At 66.3% G+C, this 20,503-nt stretch carries 21 protein-coding genes; 6 read left to right on the top strand and 15 right to left on the bottom strand.

The genetic code is table 11. The features are described from left to right. Positions 1 to 4: 4 nt before the first annotated feature. Genes ACZ0AA_RS04035 through ACZ0AA_RS04025 form a run of 3 tightly spaced genes read right to left on the bottom strand, consistent with a single transcriptional unit; the run spans position 5 to position 3,198 of the window. Entirely contained in the window at positions 5 to 2,359 is a 2,355-nt protein-coding gene (locus ACZ0AA_RS04035) for an ATP-binding cassette domain-containing protein (RefSeq protein WP_463512198.1), read from the bottom strand. A 25-nt stretch (positions 2,360 to 2,384) separates the two neighbouring features. Beyond that, positions 2,385 to 2,795: a VOC family protein gene (locus ACZ0AA_RS04030; protein WP_463512197.1), complete on the bottom strand. Its 411-nt coding sequence runs from the start codon at positions 2,793 to 2,795 to the stop codon at positions 2,385 to 2,387. Positions 2,796 to 2,799: 4 nt separating this feature from the next. Continuing rightward, entirely contained in the window at positions 2,800 to 3,198 is a 399-nt protein-coding gene (locus ACZ0AA_RS04025; protein WP_400864574.1) for a helix-turn-helix transcriptional regulator, read from the bottom strand. A gap of 180 nt (positions 3,199 to 3,378) precedes the next feature. Here ACZ0AA_RS04025 and ACZ0AA_RS04020 point away from each other — a divergent pair, with 180 nt between their 5' ends. Beyond that, positions 3,379 to 3,978, top strand: coding sequence for an HdeD family acid-resistance protein (locus ACZ0AA_RS04020; protein ID WP_400860364.1), 600 nt, complete (start codon positions 3,379 to 3,381; stop codon positions 3,976 to 3,978). Positions 3,979 to 4,042: 64 nt separating this feature from the next. Here the strand turns inward: ACZ0AA_RS04020 and ACZ0AA_RS04015 are convergent, their stop codons facing one another. Next, complete coding sequence (locus tag ACZ0AA_RS04015) at positions 4,043 to 4,807, bottom strand: SDR family oxidoreductase (RefSeq protein ID WP_463512196.1); 765 nt, start codon at positions 4,805 to 4,807, stop codon at positions 4,043 to 4,045. Positions 4,808 to 4,927: 120 nt separating this feature from the next. Here ACZ0AA_RS04015 and ACZ0AA_RS04010 point away from each other — a divergent pair, with 120 nt between their 5' ends. The 4 genes from ACZ0AA_RS04010 (at position 4,928) to ACZ0AA_RS03995 (ending at position 7,616) form a co-directional block, all read left to right on the top strand. Beyond that, on the top strand, positions 4,928 to 5,401 hold the full coding sequence (locus ACZ0AA_RS04010; protein WP_400860368.1) for an NfeD family protein: 474 nt from the start codon (positions 4,928 to 4,930) through the stop codon (positions 5,399 to 5,401). Between the two features lie 9 nt (positions 5,402 to 5,410). Then, entirely contained in the window at positions 5,411 to 6,337 is a 927-nt protein-coding gene (locus ACZ0AA_RS04005; RefSeq protein ID WP_400860370.1) for an SPFH domain-containing protein, read from the top strand. Continuing rightward, positions 6,334 to 7,107 (top strand): glycerophosphodiester phosphodiesterase family protein, encoded by a 774-nt coding sequence (locus ACZ0AA_RS04000; protein WP_463512195.1) that lies wholly within the window; start codon positions 6,334 to 6,336, stop codon positions 7,105 to 7,107. The genes ACZ0AA_RS04005 and ACZ0AA_RS04000 overlap by 4 nt, the downstream gene beginning before the upstream one ends. Before the next feature lie 125 nt (positions 7,108 to 7,232). Beyond that, positions 7,233 to 7,616, top strand: a complete 384-nt coding sequence (locus ACZ0AA_RS03995) for an RNA polymerase-binding protein RbpA (protein ID WP_042536672.1) — start codon at positions 7,233 to 7,235, stop codon at positions 7,614 to 7,616. Here the strand turns inward: ACZ0AA_RS03995 and lnt are convergent. Genes lnt through ACZ0AA_RS03950 form a run of 9 tightly spaced genes read right to left on the bottom strand, consistent with a single transcriptional unit; the run spans position 7,613 to position 17,294 of the window. Then, a complete protein-coding gene (lnt, locus tag ACZ0AA_RS03990) occupies positions 7,613 to 9,136 on the bottom strand; it encodes an apolipoprotein N-acyltransferase (protein WP_463512194.1) in 1,524 nt (507 codons plus the stop codon). The two genes, ACZ0AA_RS03995 and lnt, sit on opposite strands and share 4 nt — an antisense overlap. An 11-nt stretch (positions 9,137 to 9,147) precedes the next feature. Next, positions 9,148 to 11,625: a DEAD/DEAH box helicase gene (locus ACZ0AA_RS03985; RefSeq protein ID WP_400860374.1), complete on the bottom strand. Its 2,478-nt coding sequence runs from the start codon at positions 11,623 to 11,625 to the stop codon at positions 9,148 to 9,150. Then, positions 11,622 to 12,380 carry a twin-arginine translocase subunit TatC gene (gene tatC / locus ACZ0AA_RS03980; RefSeq protein ID WP_400864577.1) on the bottom strand — a complete coding sequence of 253 codons (759 nt, stop codon included), beginning with the start codon at positions 12,378 to 12,380 and terminating at the stop codon, positions 11,622 to 11,624. Before tatC ends, ACZ0AA_RS03985 begins: the two co-directional genes overlap by 4 nt. A 54-nt stretch (positions 12,381 to 12,434) precedes the next feature. Then, the gene (gene tatA / locus ACZ0AA_RS03975; RefSeq protein ID WP_463512193.1) at positions 12,435 to 12,692 is read right to left on the bottom strand and encodes a Sec-independent protein translocase subunit TatA; all 258 of its coding nucleotides are present in this window, start codon (positions 12,690 to 12,692) and stop codon (positions 12,435 to 12,437) included. 26 nt (positions 12,693 to 12,718) lie between these two features. Continuing rightward, positions 12,719 to 13,708: a helix-turn-helix transcriptional regulator gene (locus ACZ0AA_RS03970; protein WP_463512192.1), complete on the bottom strand. Its 990-nt coding sequence runs from the start codon at positions 13,706 to 13,708 to the stop codon at positions 12,719 to 12,721. Continuing rightward, entirely contained in the window at positions 13,705 to 14,700 is a 996-nt protein-coding gene (locus tag ACZ0AA_RS03965; protein WP_400860380.1) for a helix-turn-helix transcriptional regulator, read from the bottom strand. The genes ACZ0AA_RS03970 and ACZ0AA_RS03965 overlap by 4 nt, the downstream gene beginning before the upstream one ends. After that, the gene (locus ACZ0AA_RS03960; protein ID WP_400860381.1) at positions 14,700 to 15,617 is read right to left on the bottom strand and encodes a hypothetical protein; all 918 of its coding nucleotides are present in this window, start codon (positions 15,615 to 15,617) and stop codon (positions 14,700 to 14,702) included. Before ACZ0AA_RS03960 ends, ACZ0AA_RS03965 begins: the two co-directional genes overlap by 1 nt. A gap of 10 nt (positions 15,618 to 15,627) precedes the next feature. Further along, the gene (locus ACZ0AA_RS03955; protein ID WP_463512191.1) at positions 15,628 to 16,647 is read right to left on the bottom strand and encodes a tRNA (adenine-N1)-methyltransferase; all 1,020 of its coding nucleotides are present in this window, start codon (positions 16,645 to 16,647) and stop codon (positions 15,628 to 15,630) included. Further along, on the bottom strand, positions 16,644 to 17,294 hold the full coding sequence (locus ACZ0AA_RS03950; RefSeq protein WP_463513817.1) for an HAD family hydrolase: 651 nt from the start codon (positions 17,292 to 17,294) through the stop codon (positions 16,644 to 16,646). Before ACZ0AA_RS03950 ends, ACZ0AA_RS03955 begins: the two co-directional genes overlap by 4 nt. Before the next feature lie 124 nt (positions 17,295 to 17,418). Between ACZ0AA_RS03950 and ACZ0AA_RS03945 the strand changes: the two genes are divergently transcribed. Continuing rightward, positions 17,419 to 18,267, top strand: coding sequence for a PAC2 family protein (locus ACZ0AA_RS03945; RefSeq protein WP_400860387.1), 849 nt, complete (start codon positions 17,419 to 17,421; stop codon positions 18,265 to 18,267). A 23-nt stretch (positions 18,268 to 18,290) separates the two neighbouring features. On the opposite strand, the gene ACZ0AA_RS03940 is transcribed toward ACZ0AA_RS03945, so the two are convergent. Both ACZ0AA_RS03940 and ACZ0AA_RS03935 read right to left on the bottom strand, forming a co-directional pair. Beyond that, a complete protein-coding gene (locus ACZ0AA_RS03940) occupies positions 18,291 to 19,115 on the bottom strand; it encodes an undecaprenyl-diphosphate phosphatase (protein ID WP_463512190.1) in 825 nt (274 codons plus the stop codon). A gap of 45 nt (positions 19,116 to 19,160) precedes the next feature. Continuing rightward, the gene (locus ACZ0AA_RS03935) at positions 19,161 to 20,456 is read right to left on the bottom strand and encodes a M20/M25/M40 family metallo-hydrolase (protein ID WP_463512189.1); all 1,296 of its coding nucleotides are present in this window, start codon (positions 20,454 to 20,456) and stop codon (positions 19,161 to 19,163) included. Positions 20,457 to 20,503: the final 47 nt, after the last annotated feature.

Genomic DNA, 20,503 nt, shown 5'->3' with positions numbered 1-20,503 from the left:
TCCCCTACGCGCCGACGTACTCCGCCAGGTGCTCCCCCGTGACCGTCGACCTCGCTGCGACGAGATCTGCAGGGCTGCCCTCGAAGACGACGCGACCGCCGTCATGACCTGCACCGGGCCCGATGTCGATGATCCAGTCGGCGTGGGCCATGACGGCCTGGTGATGCTCGATCACGATCACGGTCTTGCCTGATTCGACGAGTCGATCGAGGAGACCGAGGATGTTCTGCACGTCAGCCAGATGGAGCCCCGTGGTCGGTTCGTCGAGGACGTAGGTGTCGCCCTTCTCCCCCATCTGGATCGCCAGCTTGATGCGCTGACGCTCGCCGCCTGACAGAGTCGACAACGGCTGCCCGAGAGAGAGATAGCCCAGGCCGACATCTTCGAGGCGTCCGAGGATCGCGGCTGCGGCCGGGAGCTTCGCTTCGCCCTCGGAGAAGAACACCCTCGCCTCCGCGACGGGCAGGTCGAGCACCTCGGTGATGTCTTTACCAGCGAGCTTGTACTCGAGGACGGCAGCTTGGAATCGCTTGCCGCCGCAGTCCTCGCAGGGAGTCTCGATCGTGTCCATGAAACCGAGCTCGGTGATGATGACTCCCGCACCCTTGCATGTCGGGCAGGCTCCCTCGGAGTTCGCACTGAACAACGCGGGCTTGACCCCATTGGCCTTCGCGAACGCCTTGCGAATGGGTTCGAGCATGCCGGTGTACGTGGCCGGATTGCTGCGCCGGGACCCCTTGATCGCCCCCTGGTCGATCGCGACGACCCCCTCGAGCTTCGACACCGATCCGTGGATCAGCGAGCTCTTGCCTGAGCCGGCCACCCCGGTGACCACGGTGAGGATTCCGGTGGGGATGTCGACGTCGACGTTCTGCAGGTTGTTCGCGGTCGCGCCACGGATCTCGATCGCACCGGTGCTGCCGCGCACCGATCCCTTGAGCACTGCGCGATCGTCGAGGTGATCGCCGGTGCGCGTGCCGCTGGCCTTCAGTCCTTCGACCGTCCCCTCGAAGCAGATCTCGCCTCCTGCACTCCCGGCGCCGGGACCGAGGTCGACCACGTGGTCGCCGATCACGATGGTCTCGGGCTTGTGCTCCACGACCAGCACGGTGTTTCCCTTGTCTCGCAGACGCAGCAGGAGCGTGTTCATCCGCTGGATGTCGTGGGGATGGAGGCCGATGGTCGGCTCATCGAACACGTAGGTGACGTCGGTGAGCGACGAGCCGAGGTGACGCAGCATCTTGATCCGCTGTGCCTCTCCCCCGGACAGCGTCCCGGAGGGACGGTCGAGGCTCAGGTACCCCAGGCCGAGCGTGACGAACGCGTCGAGGTTGGCGCTGAGCGCCTCGAGCAGCGGAGCGGCGCCCGGAAGCTCCAGACCGCGCACCCATTCAGCGAGATCGGTGACCTGCATGCGGCATGCATCGGCGATGCTGACGCCTTCGATCTTCGATGATCGAGCGCCCTCGGTGAGACGCGTACCGTCGCACTCGGGGCAGGTTGCGAAGGTCGCGACGCGCTCGACGAATGCCCGGATGTGGGGCTGCAGGGCGTCGAGATCCTTTGACAGCATCGACTTGGTGATCTTGGGGATGAGCCCCTCGTAGGTCATGTTGATGCCCGAGATCTTGACCTTGGTGACCTCACCGTAGAGAAAGAGCTGACGCTGCTTCTCGGTGAACTCCGCGACCGGCTTGTCGGCGGGGTAGAAACCCGACGCGGAGAAGCCTTTGACCATCCAGCCGTCCGCGGTGTACCCGGGGACCATGATGGCCCCCTCATCGAGGGACTTCGATTCGTCGACGATCTGGGAGAGATCGAGGTCGGACACCGACCCCCTGCCCTCGCATCGGGGGCACATCCCGCCGAGGTAGATCGCGTCCTTGACGATCTTCTTCTCTCCGCCCGGCCCTGTCATCACGCCGCTGGCCTTCTGCGTGGGGATGTTGAAGGAGAACGCCGTGGGGCCGCCGATGTAAGGCTGGCCCAACTTGCTGAAGAGTATCCGCAGCATCGCGTTCGCATCGGTGACCGTGCCGACGGTCGACCGTGGATTCGCCCCGAGGCGTTCCTGGTCGACGATGATCGAGGTCGTGAGACCCTCGAGCACGTCGACGTCCGGGCGTGGCACCGACGGCATGAACCCCTGGACGAACGCGCTGTAGGTCTCGTCGATCATGCGCCGCGATTCGGCGGCGATCGTGTCGAAGACCAGCGAGCTCTTGCCCGATCCGGAGACCCCGGTGAACACCGTGAGACGACGCTTGGGGATGTCGACGCTCACTTCTTTCAGGTTGTTCTCGCGCGCACCCTGCACGCGGATGATGTCGTGGCCGTCTGCGGGGTGCGTCGTCGTCATGGTGATCCTCGAGTAGGGACCGGCGTCAGCCGGCCTGGTTGATTCGGAGCAGATTGCCCGCGGGGTCGCGGAACGCGCAGTCGCGCACCCCGTATGGCTGGTCCATGGGCTCCTGGACCACGTCGGCACCGCTGTCGACGAGCCGCTCGAACACGGCGTCGAGATCGTCGCTCGCGAGCGTCAGCGCGCCGTAGCTTCCTTTGGCTATCAGTTCGAGGATCGTCTGGCGTTCGGTGTCGGTGATACCGGGGTCCGTGGCCGGCGGGTGCAGCACGATCGAAGTCCCTGGTTGCCCTTGCGGACCGACAGTGAGCCATCGCAGGCCGTCATAGCCGACGTCGTTGCGCACTTCGAAACCGAGGGCATCTCGGTAGAAGCCGAGGGCGGCCTCGGCGTCGGTGTGTGGGAGGAATGCGTAGTGGATGCTGATGTTCATGGGTTCACGTTAGATGCGCATCGGTGCGCGGTGCTTCTTGATTCCTGATCGGTCTGATGACGTGTTTCGCCTGGAAGGTGGGAATTCCCTCGACATCGGCTGCGCGCTCACGATACACGCGGGGTGGGACACCGACGAGCTCGGTGAATCGAGAGCTGAAGGTGCCGAGTGAGGAGCATCCCACTTCGAAGCACACCTCGGTGACGCTGAGATCGCCACGACGCAGCAGCGCCATGGCCCTCTCGATCCGACGGGTCATCAGATAGGAGTAGGGCGATTCGCCGTAGGTCTCTTTGAAGCGCCTGCTGAGGTGCCCCGCCGACATGTGCGCGCCGCGCGCGAGCGCCTCGACGTCGAGGGGCGTGGCGTAGTCGCGATCGATGCGATCCCGCACTCTGCGCATCACGACGAGCTCGCGGAGCCGCGCATCGTCGTCCGGGTTCACCTCACGATTTTCGCATGTCCTCTCGTATCCGAGTGTGAACTCCCACGACATATCGATATCAGCTTCCCCAATCTCGCCCCGGACAGCGCTACTCTGTCAGCATCCCTCACAGGATTTTCTCAGAAAGGGTCCCCCACCATGACTGATCCCCTCGCTACCGAAGCGAAATCTCTGTTCAAGTCCATCCGCGTCGTCCTCGCGGTCTCCGGCGCCATCGCATTGATCGCCGGCATCGTCCTGCTCGTCTGGCCTGCCAAGTCCGCCGTCATCGTCACCGGCATCTTCGCCACCTACCTCGTGATCGCCGGCCTCGTCTATGTCGGCCTCGGCATCTTCTCGCGCGTCAAGGGCGGCTGGGCTCGAGTGGGGCACATCGTGCTCGGCCTCGTCTACATCGTGGCCGGCGTCATCGCGTTCGCCAACCTCGGCGTCGCCGCTGCGACGCTCGCGCTCGTCGTCGTCATCTTCATCGGCATCAGCTGGATCGTCGACGGAGTGGTGGCGCTGTCTCTCCTCGGCCGAGACGGCTCGCGGGTGTGGACGCTGCTCTACGCGCTCCTCAGCATCATCGCCGGCATCGTCGTGCTCTTCTCCCCGCTGTACGCAGCGGCGGTCCTCTGGCTGGTTCTCGGCATCTCTCTCGTCGTCCTCGGAATCGTGCAGATCGTCCGCGCGATCACCCTCGGAAAGGACGCGAAGGAGTTCGTGGCCTCGGCGAAGGCCGACTCCGCGATCTGACTCTCCTCGCAACGCAGAGAGCCCCGTCCGTCCGGACGGGGCTCTCTGCGTTCGTCTCAGCGATTCACTCCGCTGCGAAGGCGCTCACATCACCCACGAGGCGGGTGTTGTCAGCAGGCACAGCATCGACCGCCGCGCGTGCGACCTCTGCCGCGAATTCCGAGACGTTGTAGAGCTTGCCTGCGGATTCGCGGCGCTCGGCGATCGCGCCGGGATTCGCACGCTCGAGCAGCGTCGCCGTGATCGTGCCTTCGATCATGTCGCCCGAGACGACGGTGAATCCGATGCCCTTCTCCGCGAGAGCCGGGATGCGCTCCCGGAGCGCGTCTTCGCCGGCGCGCTTCGACAGCGCGACCGGCTCGTACTCCGGCATCGTCGGCGTGGTGCGGATGAAGTGCGCCTGGTGGCTCGTGACGAACACGACTCGGGACCCGTCGCCGAGCAGAGGGGCAGCCGCGTCGAGGACGTTGAGCTGCGCATCGCGGTTGAGCGTCAGGGCGTAGTCCTCCGCCATCCCGGATTCCATGCCCCCGGATGCGTTGAGAACCAGCACGTCGAGGCGACCGAACTCGGCCTTCACCGCATCGAACATCTCACCGACCGACGCGGGATCCGTGAGATCCGCGCCGACGACGAGCACACGTCGTCCGAGCTCGCGCAGCTGGCCGGCGAGCTTCTCGGCGCGCGGCGCCTTGTTGCGGAAGTTGATGACCACGTCGGCGCCGGCCTCAGCGAGGTAGCGCACGGTGTCCGCCCCGATCCCTCGTGACGAGCCGGTGACAAGGGCGACCTTGCCCTCGAGAGAACCTGCGGGAAGAACGTCGGTCACGGTGACTCCTCTGATGCGTGAATCGCCGTGATGACACGGCGGTTTCAGACTATCAAGCCGACCCCGTCGAGCCGGGACCGGGCTCGCGCTGCGTGATAGGTTGACCGCAAAGGAGGCCGCATGGACAACTTCGCGACATTCGTACAGTTCATCGACCAATGGGCATGGATCGGGTGGCTGATCCTGATCGCCATCTTCCTCGTGATCGAGATGCTGACTCTCGACTTCACCTTCCTGATGCTGAGCTTCGGCAGCGTCGTCGGACTCGTCACCGACTTCCTCGGGATCCCGGTGTGGGTGCAAGTGCTGATCGCCGCAGCGGCGGCCGCGCTCTTCATCCTCTTCCTCCGTCCACCGCTGATCAAACGCCTGCATCGCGGTGAGGACCCGACCAAGTCCAACGTCGAAGCGCTGCTCGACCTGCGCGGCACCGCGCTGCAGGACATCACCCAGATCTCGGGCCAGGTGAAGCTGAGCAATGGCGACACCTGGACCGCCCGCACCGCCGGGGCCGTGCCGATCCCCCAGGGGTCACCGATCGCAGTGATCGCGATCAACGGCGCGACCGCGACCGTCCGTCCCGTCAACGACTAGGAGAACCTCTTGGACGATGCATCGTTCATTCCCGCAGCGATCGGGTGGATCCTCGTCATCGCGATCATCATCTTCGTGGTGGTCACGCTGGCTCGGTCCATCCGCATCATCCCTCAGGCCACCGCCGGGGTGGTCGAGCGTCTGGGCCGGTATCACAAGACGCTGATGCCGGGACTCAACATCCTGGTGCCCTTCATCGATCGGCTGCGGCCCCTCATCGACATGCGCGAGCAGGTCGTGTCCTTCCCGCCGCAGCCTGTGATCACCGAGGACAACCTGGTGGTCTCGATCGACACCGTGGTCTACTTCCAGGTGACCGATGCCCGGGCTGCGACGTACGAGATCGCGAACTATCTCGGCGCCGTCGAGCAGCTCACGACGACGACGCTCCGAAACGTCGTCGGTGGTCTCAACCTCGAAGAGGCTCTCACCAGCCGCGACAACATCAACGGCCAGCTCCGCGTCGTGCTCGACGAGGCGACGGGTAAGTGGGGCATCCGCGTCGGCCGAGTGGAACTGAAGGCGATCGACCCGCCGATCTCGATCCAGGACTCGATGGAGAAGCAGATGCGCGCCGAGCGTGACCGGCGCGCGGCGATCCTCACGGCTGAGGGAACGAAGCAGTCGGCGATCCTCGAGGCCGAGGGCGCGCGGCAGGCGGAGATCCTCCGCGCAGAGGGTGACAAGCAGGCCGCTGTGCTGCGCGCACAGGGTGAGGCCGAAGCGATCCAGAACGTCTTCACCGCCATCCACCAGGGCGAGCCGGACGACAAGCTGCTGGCCTACCAGTACCTGCAGATGCTGCCGAAGATCAGCGAGGGGCAGTCGAACAAGCTCTGGATCATCCCGAGCGAACTGACAGAAGCTCTCAAGGGCATCGGCTCCGCGTTCACGCCGAAGCCCGGCCAGCCTCCGACGAACTACCCGGGCGCGTGACGCACCCCTACTTCGAGAAGGCGGCCCACCCCAGAGTCCTCGCCCACCGCGGTCTGATCACCGCGGCGGGCGAGGACTCCGGCGTCTGGGAGAACTCGGCAGCGGCCTTCGCAGCGGCTCACGCCGCCGGTGCCGAGTACATCGAGACGGACTGCCGGATGACGGCCGACAGTGACGTCGTGCTGTTCCACGATGCGACGCTGCAGCGCCTTGTCGGTGATCCCCGACCCGTGCGGGATGTGCGCACACGTGAGCTCGCCAGGGTCTTCGCCGACCACGGCGGACTCCTCACCGCCGCGGAAGCACTGGCCGCGTTCCCGACGACACGCTTCAACATCGACGTGAAGACGACCGAGGCCGCCGAGCCCCTCGGCCCGATCCTCGCAGACCACACGCATCGTGTGCTCGTGACCAGCTTCTCGGATGCCGACCGTCGCGCCACGATCGCATCCGTGCTCCGGGCCGGTGCCGCTCTCAGACCGGCCACCTCGGGTGGCAGCCGCACCATCGCCGCCGTCAGCGCGCTCTCGGCCGTCCGCCTCTCCCCCGGCCGGGCGTTGCGCGACATCGACGTCCTGCAGATCCCCGAGCGTCATCGCGGAGTGAAGATCCTCACCACGTCCCTGCTGCGCGCCGCGCATCGACGCGGCGTCGAGGTCCACGTGTGGACCGTGAACGATGCCGGCTCGATGCGACGGCTCGTCGAGGCCGGCGTAGACGGGATCGTCACCGACCGCGCCGACGTCGCCCTGGCCACAGTCGGCCGCTGATCGCGCCACGCCGCCTTTACGCTGCGGCGCTGGGATTCCGCTGTGAATCGCGCCGAGAATCCGCTCGCGTGGATGAAGCGCACAGGCTGGAGCGTTATACCTGACAGCGACGAGAGGACCACACAATGGCAGATCGCAGCCTACGCGGCATCCGACTCGGCGCCCAGAGCCTACAGAGCGAAGAGGGCGTCGTTTTCATGGAGCGCCGTGAAACCACCTACATCTGTGACACCTGCGGCCATGTCACGAACCTGATGTTCTCGGCGGACGCAGAGCCGCCCCAGACCTGGGAATGCCGTGCCTGCGGAGCGGACGCCCGCCTGAACGTCGACGGCCAGGCCGTCACGCTCGACGCCACCGACGAGAAGGCCGCACGCACGCACTGGGACATGCTCCTGGAGCGTCGCACCCGCGCGGAGCTCGAAGAGCTCCTCGAAGAGCGACTCGCCTTCATCCGCGCGCGCCGCGGTGCGGGCGAAGACCCGACCCGCGAGAAGATCGGCGCCTAGCGCCGGCGGGCGCGCAACCACCCGAAGGCCAGCGCGCCCAACCCGCCCCACAGCAGAATCTGCTGGATCCAGGGGCCGAGAACCATTCCAGCGGTCAGGCCGGAGCGCAGTTCGACATCCTCGAGCAGCGCTCCGGCCTTTCCCGCATCCAGACTCGAGACGGTCGACCCGTCAGGTCGGATGACCTGACTGGTTCCGACGGTCGAGATGTTGACCACGCTGCGCCCCGTCTCGATCGCGCGCATCCGCGCGAAAGCGAGCTGCTGCAGGTTCTCATCGGTTCCACGGAAGTCGGCGTTGTTCGTCTGGAACACGAGCACCTCCGCGCCGTCTCCGATCCCCTCGTTGATGACGTCGTCGTAGATCACGTCGAAGCAGATCGCCAGCCCGACCTTCACTCCGTCGACATCGATGACCGGTGGATTCGTGCCCGGCGTGTACTCGCGTTGGATGAGACCGATCAGGTCAGGGGCGAGGGCGTTGAAGAAGGGGCGGTCGGGTACATACTCGCCGAAGGGAACCGGATGCCGCTTGTCATGCAGCTGGCCGTCGGCGCCGTCCTGCGTCCACAGCATCGACGTGTTGTAGAACAGACCTTCACGTTCCGTCGCGGCATTGGCAAGCAGCGGCGCGCCGATCCGCGAGGCGATCGCGCTCATCCTCCGCGTCAGCGAATCCGACTGGAACGGGTCGTAGTCGAGCGATCCCTCGGGCCAGACCAGAAGGTCGACGTCCTCGCCGTAGAGCGGTTCGGTCGCGTCTGTCTGCGCGTCGATGAGCGAGTACGGTTCGCGCTCGTCGAAATACCCGCTCGGCCCGTTCCCCTGCACGGCGGCGATGCGCATAGACCCGCTGACTGTCGTGGGGAACAGAGGAGTGACCAGCAGGGCCACCGTGACGATGACCGGTGCGATCAGCGCGGTCGGGCGGCGCCAAGCACGTTCGCGAACCACCTGGATGACGAGGGCGACGAGGAACACCATCAGGAAGCTGAGACCGCTGACGCCGACCCACGAGGTGATGGGGGCCAGCGGACTCTCGGCCTGGCTCATGCCCAGCCGTGCCCAGGGAAAGCCTCCGTAGGGCCAGGAGCCGACGAACAGCTCTCGCCCGACCCACAGGGCGGCCACGACGACCGGAAGGAGCAGGAGCCGCACCCAGGCGCTCGGGAAGGCCTTGGGGATCCAGCGATAGGCCAGGGTGGTCAGGATCAAGGCCGCTGCCGTGAGAACGCCTTCGAGGACGCTCAGCGCGGCCCAGGGCAGCGGCCCCAGATAGCGCGATGTGAACGACACGAGGAGTCCGAAGAAGATCACACCGTAGACGAGTCCCACCGCGAGCGCGCCTCCGGCCCGACGGCCGATCAGCGCGACGAGCAGCAGCGCGGTGGCCGGGAACGCCAGCGCCCACACCGCGGTGTCCGGGTAGGCGAGATCCATCAGGAGGGCAGCCGCCGCGGCGGCTGGAAGGGCGAGCGAAAGGGGTAGAAGAGGGCGCTGTCGCACTCGGGAATCAGGCATGGGTCCCGTTCTCACATCGAGGAGTAGGCGACGATGCCGCGGCGCACACCATCGAGAGCGACGCGCGCATTGCGCGCCAGCGCACCGTCCTCGGCGACGATGGAGAGCTGGTCGAGCAGGTCGATGGTCTGTTTGGCCCAGCGCACGAAGTCTCCTGCGGCCATGTCCGCGTCGACCAGGACGCGATCCAGCATCCCGCCACGGGCCCATGAGTGCATGGCTCCGGCGAGACCGGCGGCCAACGGCTCGGAACCCGGGAGATGGTGATCCTTCTCGAGGTCGTCGAGCTCGGCCCACAGCGTCGTGGTCTTCTCGTACGCCGCGCGGAAAGCCCCCCGTGGCAGATCGCGCTCGCCCGAGTTCGCCTCGTCGCGGCGTGGCTCGTAGACGAGGCAGCAGGCCATCGCGGCGAGCGAGGGTGCATCCAGACCGCTCCACAGCCCTTGCCGCAGAGATTCGGCGACCAGCAGGTCACGCTCCCCGTAGATGCGACGCATGGTCCGGCCGGCTTCGGTGAGGGTGGTCTCGTCATCCTCGTCTCGATGGAGGTAGTCGAGGGTCTCGAGCACCTCGACGACGCGGTCGAAGACACGAGCCACAGTTCCGGTCCTCGTCTCGATCTGACGACGGATACGGTCGTTCTGCCGCTTGAGCTTCCAGTAGCGCTCGGCCCAGCGGGCGTGGGATTCACGATCTGGACAACGGTGACAACCGTGACGTTGCATCCGGGTGCGCAGACCCTGGATCTGCTTCATGCGCTTGTCGCGCGACGCCCGGGGAGCGTTCGAGTCCTGGCGGTTCTTCTTCTCGAGGTCACTGAGCTCTCGACGGATCGAGGCGTAATCCAGGAAGTCACCATGGTCACAGACCATCGCCGCCTTGTAGCCCTCGAGGGACTCCTCCGCCTCGCGCACCTGACGGGCGAGTCCGACGACGGCCCGATCCGCCTGGAACTGAGCGAAGGACGATTCGAGCACCTCGCGAGCCCGCTGCTTGCCGAACAGATCGATCAGGTTGACGGCCATGTTGTAGGTCGGACGGAAACTCGAGTTGAGCGGATAGGTGCGTCGCGAGGCGAGTGCAGCGACCGCCTGCGGATCCATCCCCTCGGTCCACTGGACCACGGCATGGCCCTCGACATCGATGCCGCGTCGCCCGGCTCGTCCGGTGAGCTGCGTGTACTCCCCCGAGGTGATCGCCACGCGGGCCTCGCCGTTGAACTTCTCCATCTTCTCGAGCACCACGGTGCGCGCAGGCATGTTGATGCCCAGCGCCAGCGTCTCGGTCGCGAACACGACCTTCACGAGTTTGCGCTTGTAGAGCTCCTCCACCACCTCCTTGAAGGCGGGCAGAAGCCCGGCGTGGTGTGCGGCCACGCCGCGTTCGAGGTTCTCCAGCCAGTCCCAATAACCGAGAACTCCGAGATCTTCGTCCTGCAGCGACCGGGTTCTGTCCTCGACGATGGCGCGGATCTCGGCCCGTTCCTCGGTCGATGTCAGCCGGACACCCGATCTGCGCACCTGCTGGACCGCCGCGTCGCAGCCGACCCTGCTGAAGATGAAGAAGATCGCCGGCAGAAGGTTCGCCTGCTCGAGCAACCGCACAACATCGGGGCGGTCCATGCGCTCGATCCGTCGCACGTTCGCCGAGCGGACGGGTCGACGTCCTCCGCGAGGCGGACGCTGCGCCTGCCGTCCGGCATGACGATTGCTGCGATACGACTGCGCCTCGCGGTTGTTCTCATAGTTGGAACCGGTGAAGGAGCGGATGCGCATCAGCTCCTGATTCACCTGCGCTGTCGCGATTCCCGCGCGGTCGTCGAAGAGCGGAAGCAGGTCGTCGCGCACCAGCACATGCTGCTCGAGTGGCACCGGTCGGATCTCCGAGACGATCACCTCGGTGTCGCCGCGAACCGTGTCGAGCCAGTCGCCGAACTCCTCGGCATTCGAGACCGTGGCACTCAGCGAGACCAGTCGCACCTGCTGCGGCAGATGGATGATGACCTCTTCCCACACGGCCCCACGGAACCTGTCGGCGAGGTAGTGCACCTCGTCCATCACCACATACCGGAGGTCGCGCAACGCCGCGGAATCGGCGTAGATCATGTTGCGCAGCACCTCGGTCGTCATGACGACGATCCGGGCGTTGCCGTTGATGTTCGTATCGCCGGTCAGCAGACCCACATCGTCGGCCCCGTAGACGTCTACCAGCTCGCGGAACTTCTGGTTCGAGAGCGCCTTCATCGGCGTCGTGTAGAAGGCCTTGTCGCTCGGCGTCTGCATCGCGAGGTGGATCGCGAACTCCCCGACGATCGTCTTTCCCGCACCCGTCGGCGCCGCGACCAGCACACTCCGCCCGTCCTCGAGCGCATGGCACCCTTCGATCTGGAACGGGTCGAGCTCGAACTTCTGGTTGGCAGCGAAGCCGATGGTCGCCGGATGCCCCGCGGCTTCGCGAGCCGCGGCGTACCGTTCTGCCGGCGAGCTCATGCGCTCACGGGTTCGATGCCCGCGGCCGCGTCAGCCTTGCGCTTGCGCCGATCGAACAGCATCGAGATGAATGTCGCCGCGAAGTAGAGCACGATCATCGACCCCATCAGCAGCAGCATCGAGAAGACATCCGCGGGCGGCGTGGTGACCGCCGCGAAGATCGTGCAGACGAGGATCGCCACGCGCCAGCCCTTGAGGATCTCCTTGCCCGAGACGATGCCCGCAAGGTTGAGCGCGACGAGGAAGACGGGGAGGACGAAGGCGATGCCGAGCACCAGCAGGAACTTGAAGACGAAGTCGTAATACGTCGCGTAGTCGAAGAACTGCGCCATGCCCGTGGGCACGAACGAGGCCATGATCTCGATGACGTGTGGCAGGACGAAGAAGGCGACTGTGCACCCGCCGAAGAACAGAGGGATGGCTGCCCCCAGGAACCCCCAGGTGTACTGGGTCTCCTTCTTGGTGAGCCCCGGCATCACGAATGCCCATACCTGCCAGAGCCACACCGGTGCGGAGATGAGGAGTCCGATGGCGAAGGCGATGCGCATGCGCAGATCGAACCCGCTGGTCACGGTCGTGAAGTTGAGACCGACGTACTCACGGCCTTCTTCTTCGGCGATGGCGGCGATCGGGATCGACAGCAGATCGATGACGGGCCCGGTGATGACGAACGCGATGATCATCCCGACCACGAGCGCACCGGCCGCGATGAAGAGTCGCCGTCGCAGCTCGACCAGATGCGCGCCGAGAGACATCCGCCTGTCGCGGCCCGGCGTCTCCTGGTCGGCGGATTCGAGAGCGGACACGAACTATGCGGATCGAGGAGGCTGACCCGGATCCGTGTCGCGAGCCGTCACCGTCGTGTCTGCGACCGAAGTCGCGGGGGTCGGGGATGCGGGGTTCGCGGCGTCAGTCGCGTCCTCGTTCTTCATCGCCTTCATCTCGCCCTTGAAGACCCGGGCGGACTGACCGAGGCTCTTCGCGAGTGCCGGCAGCTTCGCCGCACCGAAGAGCAGCAGGATGACGGCGAGGATGATCAGCAGATGTGGCCAACCGAAAGCGCCCATGATTCTCCTTCGTCGTTTGTGAAAGTCTACCGGGCGTTGTCGCCGTCAGGGTGGCGATACAGGGCGAGTCCCGCAGCAGCCCATTCTCGCGCTGCGGTGCGGGCGACGCCGGGGTCCACGACTTCGAGGGCTCCGCCGAACTTCGCCGCCAGTCGCTTCACTCCCCGGGGGTCGGCGAGGTGCAGCCGCACGGTGACGATCCCGTCGCTCACGTCCGCGTTGTCGGCGGTGAGGAAGTCTCCGAGCAGTGGCGCCATCCGCTCGGGCACGCGAACTCGAACCTCGCCCTCGTCCTCGACGGCCGCGAATGCCTCAGGGACGTGGTCTCCGGCATGGGTGATCGGGATCTCGGTCAGATGCGCGTCGCTCACCCGATCCAGATGGAACGTCCGCATCGCCTGCCGCATATGGCACCAGCCCTGCAGATACCACTGCGCGTTGGTGATCAACACTTGCACCGGATCCACGGTGCGCGTCGTGGGCGCGGCATCGGGTGCCTGATAGGTGAACGACACGGCGACGCCGTTCTGCACACCCCGTGAGACGACCTGGCGCACCTCGTCGACGGCGCTCGGCGCGACGACCACCTCTGCCGGAGCGTCTGCCGCACCGCGCGAGAGCTTCGAGATGAGACCGCTGACGAGTCCGGAGTCGGAGACCGCCGGCACGGCCGCGACCATCTGCAGACCTGCGAGCAGAGCCGCTGCCTCGCGGGCGGTGAAGCGCGGAACCCGTCGCAGCGCGACATCGTTCGTGATCTCGATGACGTCCTCTTCGTCGAGGAGGTCCCAGTTGATGTCGAACATCTCCTGTGGCTGCTGCCAGAAACCTGAGTCACCCGGCAGTCCGATGACGGTCAGCTTCTCGACCATCTGACGCATCTCCGCCGGGGTCACCCCGAACTCCGCGGCCGCCTCAGCGAGGGAGACCTGACCGTGCTCGAGCAGATAGGGAACGAGCGTGAGGTAGACGCGTACGCGGTCGGCCGCGAGCAGCGGCTTGGACGGGGTGCTCATCGCGCCTCCCCTGCTTCTGAGTTCTTCGCGACGACTGCGGTCAGGCGATCGACGACGGCGGAGCGGAGCGCCACGGGCTCGACCACGCGCACCTCGGGACCGTACGAGGCGAGTTCATCGGCGAAGATGTGCAGGTCGACGAAGGGAACGAGGATGCCCTGGGGTGCCGCCGGCGTCGCGCGGCGGCCCAGACGCAGCGACGCCTCCGTTCCAGGGGTGACTTCGAGCAGCGCGGAGTTCTGAGACGCGACGCGATCGAGACCGCTCAGTGCACGCTCGCCGGCTCCTTCGCGCAGGGACGGGTCGAAGGCCTTCGCTGTCATCTTGACGTCGCCGACGATTCTGCTGAGCAGGAACATGCGATCCTCCTCGATGTCCACGTCGACGCCGAAGACATGCCATCTCGCCTCGTAGTCGACGAGAGCGAGCGGACGAATGCTCCGACGGCGCGGAGCGTCCTCCCCCGGCTTGAGGTAGTCGAAGACGACGACTCGACTCTTCTCGATCGCGTCCTGCAGCTGCGGGAATGCGGCATCGCGAGCGGTGATCCTTGGCGCGAAGCCGATGATCGGCTCGTCGCCGTCGATCCCGAGCGCCCGGATCTTGCGCACGCCGGCCTTGGCATCGCCCGATGCGGATTCGGCGCTCCAGACGCTGCCGGCCAGCTGCAGCACGGCGAGCTCCGCCGCGGTGAACTCGATATCGCTCGGAAGATCGTATTCCGCCTGCGGAATACGATAACGGGCTTCGCGCAGGTCGTTGGGATCGGCCTGGTCGCCGATCGTCTCGACCGGGACGCCGAGAGTGCGCAGTTCGTCTTTGTCGCGTTCGAACATCTTCTCGAGCGCGTCGGAGCGCACTCCCGCGTCGGCACGCTGACGATAGCCCGACACGTTGTCCAGGATCTGCTGCTTGGTGAGCCCGATCTCCGTGGCCATGAGCGCCACGACGAGGTTCGTCAGACGCTCTTCCGCGGGAATACGGGCAGCCATCACTGCTCCGGGACGGGAACGATGCCCAGGATGTCGACCACGATCGCGGTCGCCGGGGTGCCGTCGGCTTCCGGCACGACGACGAGCAGCTGCGACCCGACGGTCGCTCCGACGAGCTCCTTCGCAGCCGGACCGATGTTGGGCTCCGCACCCCAGCTGCTCGAGGTGACGGTCTTGTCGTCCCAGCCCAGGGCCATGATGTTGGTCACGATCGTCGAATCCTTCTCGACCTTCGCGCCATCACCCTTGATGAGAGTCTGGGTCACGGTCTCCTTGGGGGCATCACTGTCGGGGATGATCACACCCGGGGTTCCATCGGGAGCACGAACCACGGTCGGCAGGCCACGGGCGTCGTTGAACTGCGACGCTCCTTCGGCGTGTGCCAGATAGACGTCCTGCAGGTCGACGACCGCTACGACGTTCTCGTCCTTCGCGAGTCCGAATGCCTCGACATTGGCTTCGCCGAAGTCCTCGGGTGTCAGCACGGCGACGATCCGGCTGCCGCCGGTGGCGCACTCGAGCACCGTCTCGAGCCCGGCCGACCGCTCAGCCCAGTAGGAGATGCTGTGCACCCGGCTCGGGTCGCCGTTGAACTCGGATTCGTACAGCTTCTCGCCGCTCTCTCCGCCGTAGAAGGCGATGTCGAGCACCATGGGCTGCGAAGTCGACGTGAGGGTGTTCCCCTCGCCGGTGATCACGTCGGCGAAGGAGGTCTCGTCCGCCTTGACCGGACTGTAGACCGTGACGTCGGGAGCTTCGCCCAGATCGCCGTCCACGGACACCGAATCCTTGACGGACGCGGTCGACGCGGCCGCACGATCGCAGGCTTCCCCGGCGAACGAAGGCGCCGAAGCGCACCCGGTCAGAGTGAGGACGGCGAGGCTGAGGGTGGCCAGAACGGCGGACGTTTTACGCACGCGCTCCAGTCTATTCCGTCGGTGGCTCGGATTCGCGCGAACCGGATGCAAGACGCGCCCCTTCGGCGGCCTTGGCCGCCTCCCTGGCTCTCTTGCGGAGGTTCTTGTCGTTGATCTCCCGATCGCCGACGGCGCCGGGGGTCCACGCGTCGACATCCGCATCGCCGTAGCTGCTCTTCGAAGCCCTGCGCTTCACTTGGGGAGCTACGGCACCCGGTGCGAGCCGACGTGCCGTGAGCAGGAACCCGGTGTGAGCCACCATGCGGTGATCGGGCCTGACGGCGAGTCCTTCGACGTGCCAGCCTCGCACCATCGTCTCGGATGCCTCCGGATCGGTGAACAGCCCGGTGCCGCGGATGTACTCGGCGACCCGCGACAGCTGGGTGGCTGTCGCCACGTAGCAGAGCACGACGCCACCGGGGGTGAGCGCGTCGGCGACGACGTCCATGCACTCCCACGGTGCGAGCATGTCGAGGACGACGCGATCGACCGAGCCCGCGGGGAACTCGCTCGGAAGCGCATCCGCGAGGTCCCCGACAACCACGTTCCAGGTGTCGGGTGTCTCTCCGAAGAAGGTCTCGACGTTCCCGCGCGCGACCTGGGCGAAGTCCTCGCGGCGCTCGAATGACACCAGACGCCCGACCGGACCGATGGCCCGAAGCAAGGAGAGCGAGAGGGCACCTGATCCGACGCCCGCCTCGACCACGACGGCGCCGGGGAAGATGTCGGCCTGCATCACGATCTGCGCCGCATCCTTCGGGTAGACGATCGCCGCACCGCGTGGCATGGACATCGCGAAGTCACGGAGCAGAGGCCGCAGGGCGAGGTACTCGTGCCCTGAGCTGTTCGCGGCCACCGAACCGTCGGGAAGCCCGATGAGGTCCCGGTGCCGGAGAACTCCCTGATGGGTGTGCAGCTCCCCGTCCTCGCGGAGGGTCACGGTGTGCAGGCGTCCCTTGGGCCCGGTCAGCTGCACCCGATCGCCCTCCCTGAACGGCCCGCTCGGCCGCGGTGAGGTGATATCGGTCATCGGGTGGCTCCCGTCATGGAGGTCTTGCGGTCGAAGAGTTCGATCAGATCGGCGGCGGTGCGACCCTCGAGGCTCGGCCAGAGCTCGTGCGCCCCGACGTCGTCGAGGGAGACGATGTGCGGCACGCCGAGAGCGACGGCGCCGGAGGCGATGCCCGCGCGGAGTCCGGTCGGAGAGTCCTCGATGACCACGGCATCGGTGATATCGATCTCGAGCGACGACGCAGCGTGCAGGTACGGCTCGGGATGGGGCTTGGGGTGGGTCACGTCGTCGCCCGCGACGACGATGTCGAAGGCCTCGAACTCGATCAGGTCGACCACGCTCAGAGCCATGCGACGCAACGACATCGTGACGAGGCCGGTGGGGATCCCCGCCGACTTCAGATCCTGCAGAAGCTCGCGGGCACCGGGGCGGAACGGCACGCCCTGCGTCCGCAGCGCATGCTGCACTCCATCGGTGAGGAGCGAGATGATCGACTCGGCATCCATGTCGACACCCGCGTTCTGGAGGATGATCGCGCTGTCGATGAGACCGTTGCCGACGAGCTGGAGAGCGTCCTCGTGGGTCCACTTTCCGCCGAACGATTCGACAAGCGCCGTCTCGGCTGCCATCCAATACGGCTCGGTGTCGACGAGTGTTCCGTCCATGTCCCAGAGGATCGCGCGGGGCTGTCTGCTCACCGAACCATGTTACCCGTGGCTCCGCCCGGTCCCCGCGCCGTCGGACTAGCCTGGAGGGATACCGATCCGGAACTGGCGAAGGGAGCCCACGATGGATGTCCTCGGTTCACGCATCGTCATCGTCGCCTTCGATGGCTGGAACGACGCGGGTGAGGCCGCGAGCGGCGCGGTCGCCGCGCTGCGTTCCGCGAAAGACTACGACCTCGTGCACTCCATCGACCCGGAGCTGTACTTCGACTATCAGTACACCCGCCCTGCCACGAAGATGGATGCCGAGGGCCGGCGTCAGCTGACCTGGCCCGAAGCCGGGCTGTGGCGTCCGCGCGACCCCGGGCCCGGCCCCGAGTTCTGGGTGCTCACCGGAGTGGAGCCCGCGCGCACCTGGCAGTCGTTCGCGGCGGAGTTCATCGACGTCGCCCTTCGCGACGACATCACCGGGTTCGTGACCCTCGGCGCGATGCTCTCGGATGTGCCCCACACTCGACCGATCTCGATCTTCGCCTCGAGCCAGAACGAGCAGGTCCGCGAGGCTCATGGCCTCGAGCGCTCGCTCTACGAGGGGCCGGTCGGCATCCTCAGCGTGTTCGAGCACTTCGCCGAGAGCGCCGGCATCCCGACCGCCAGCCTCTGGGCGAGCGTCCCGCACTATGTCGCGTCGGCCACTCCGTCACCGAAGGTGACCCTCGCGCTGCTGGACCGGCTCGAGGAGCTGACCGGAGTGGACGTCCCCCGCGATCACCTGCGCACAGAGGCCGCTGCATGGGAGGCGTCGATCGACGCCGCCGCCGCCGATGACGAGGACATGACGGAGTACATCCGACAGCTCGAGCAGACGCGCGACACGTGGGACTCCCCCGATGCCTCGGGTGACGCGATCGCCCAGGCGTTCGAGCGCTATCTGAAGCGTCGCGGCGACGGCCCCGGAGACCACAAGCGCTGAGCTCGGAGCTCCGGGGCGCTCTGCTATGCCGCGATGAATCCGGTGCCGAGCAGGACCAGGAGCACCGTTCCCAGCAGGATGCGGTAGATCACGAACGGCAGGAAACTGCGCTTCGAGATGTAGTTCATGAAGAACGCGATCACTCCGAGGGCCACGACGAATGCAATGCCTGTCGCCGCGAGAGTGTCTCCGAAGGAGAAGAACGAGGGCTCGTCCCAGCTCTTGAACACCTGGTAGAAGCCGCTGCCGAACACGGCCGGGATCGCCAGGAGGAACGCATAGCGTGCGGCTGCCGCCCGCTCGTAACCGAGGAACAGCCCCATCGTGATCGTCCCGCCTGAGCGCGACACGCCGGGGATGAGCGCGAGCGCCTGCGCGAAGCCGTAGGCGATGCCGTGCGGATAGGTGAGCTGATCGAGCTTCCGTCGCTTCGCACCCACGTGGTCGGCGATGCCCAGCAGGATGCCGAACACGATCAGCATGATCGCGACGATCCAGAGCGACCGGAAGACCGTCTCGATCTGATCCTGGAAGAGCAGTCCGAGCACCACGATGGGGATGCTGCCGATGATGATCATCCACCCCATCCGAGCATCCGGATCGCTTCGCGGAACCCGGCCCGTCAGCGAGCGGAACCACTGCGCGATGATGCGGACGATGTCGCGCCAGAAGAACACCACCACCGCCGCCTCTGTGCCGATCTGCGTGATGGCGGTGAACGCCGCGCCAGGGTCTTCGCCGGACGGCAGGAAGGTGCCGAGGATGCGCAGATGGGCGCTGGAGGAGATCGGGAGGAACTCGGTCAGTCCCTGGACGATGCCGAGGATGAGCGCTTCGAACAAGTGCATGGAGGAGCTTTCTGATTCGTGGTGCGCGGACGCGGAGCAGAGAGCTCAATACGTGCGCAGCAGATCGGCCAGCACCCGCTGACCGAAGACAAGCGATTCTACGGGCACTCGCTCATCGACCCCGTGGAACATACCGGTGAAGTCGAGGTCGGCAGGCAGGCGGAGGGGCGCGAACCCGTACCCGGTGATCCCGAGATAGGCCAACGCCTTGTTGTCGGTGCCGGCACCCAGCAGATACGGGATGACCGGCACTCCCGGGTCGTGACGACCGAGACTCGCAACCATCGCGTCGACGAGGTCTCCCGCGAATGGCGTCTCCATGCCGATGTCCCGTACGACAGTCTGGATCTCGATGTCGTCGCCGACGATCTGCTGCAGCTCGGCGAGCACGTCGTCTTCGGTGCCGGGAATCACCCGCACGTCGATCAATGCCTCCGCCCGCTCCGGGATCACGTTGTGCTTGTACCCCGCGGTGAGAGCAGTGGGGTTCGTCGTCGTCCGGAACGATGAGCGGAGAAACGCCTCAGCGGGGCCGGCGGCTGCCGCGAGGGCATCGGGGTCGTCGACCGAGCGCCCGGTCAACGCACTCAGGCCCTGCAGCAGCGCCTCGGTGGTGGGCGTGAGTCGCAGGGGCCACCGCGTGCGTCCGAGGGCCGCCACAGCCTCGGCGAGCTTCGTGACGGCGTTGTCGTCGTGCAGACGGCTTCCGTGGCCCGCACGCCCCCTGGCGACCAGGCGGATCCAGATGAGCGCCTTCTCCCCCACCTGCAGCAGGTAGGCGCGGCGCTCGTCGACCGTGATCGAATAGCCACCCACCTCGCTGATGGCCTCGGTCGCTCCCGTGAACCACTCCGGGTGGTTCTGCACGACGAGCGCCGATCCTTCGACGCCGCCGTTCTCTTCGTCGGCGAAGAACGCGAGCACCAGATCCCGCTCGGGCTGCTCCCCCGCACGCAGGAGGTCGCCCACCGCGGTCAGGATCATCGCGTTCATGTTCTTCATGTCGACCGCACCCCGGCCCCAGAGCATGCCGTCCTTCACGATTCCCGCGAACGGGTCGATGCTCCAGTCGTCGGCCATCGCCGGCACCACGTCGAGATGCCCGTGCACGACCAGCGCCGGCTTGCTGCGATCACGTCCGGGCACGCGCGCCATGACGTTCGTGCGGCGCGGGATCGGCTCGTAGTACTCGACGTCCAGGCCGAGATCCTGCAGATAGGCGCCTACGTATTCGGCGGCCTCACGCTCGCCCTTCGCGTTGCCTCCGCCGAAGTTCGAGGTGTCGAATCGGATCAGGTCGCTCGCGATGCGAACCACCTCGGGGAGAGCCAGGTCAGTCATGAGGTCCAGGCTATCGAAACGACGTGGCGCGCCCGGGCGTCACCGTC

It is taken from the genome of Microbacterium sp. AC035 (genome assembly GCF_979258485.1).
This window is presented reverse-complemented; position numbering and strand designations above follow the sequence as displayed.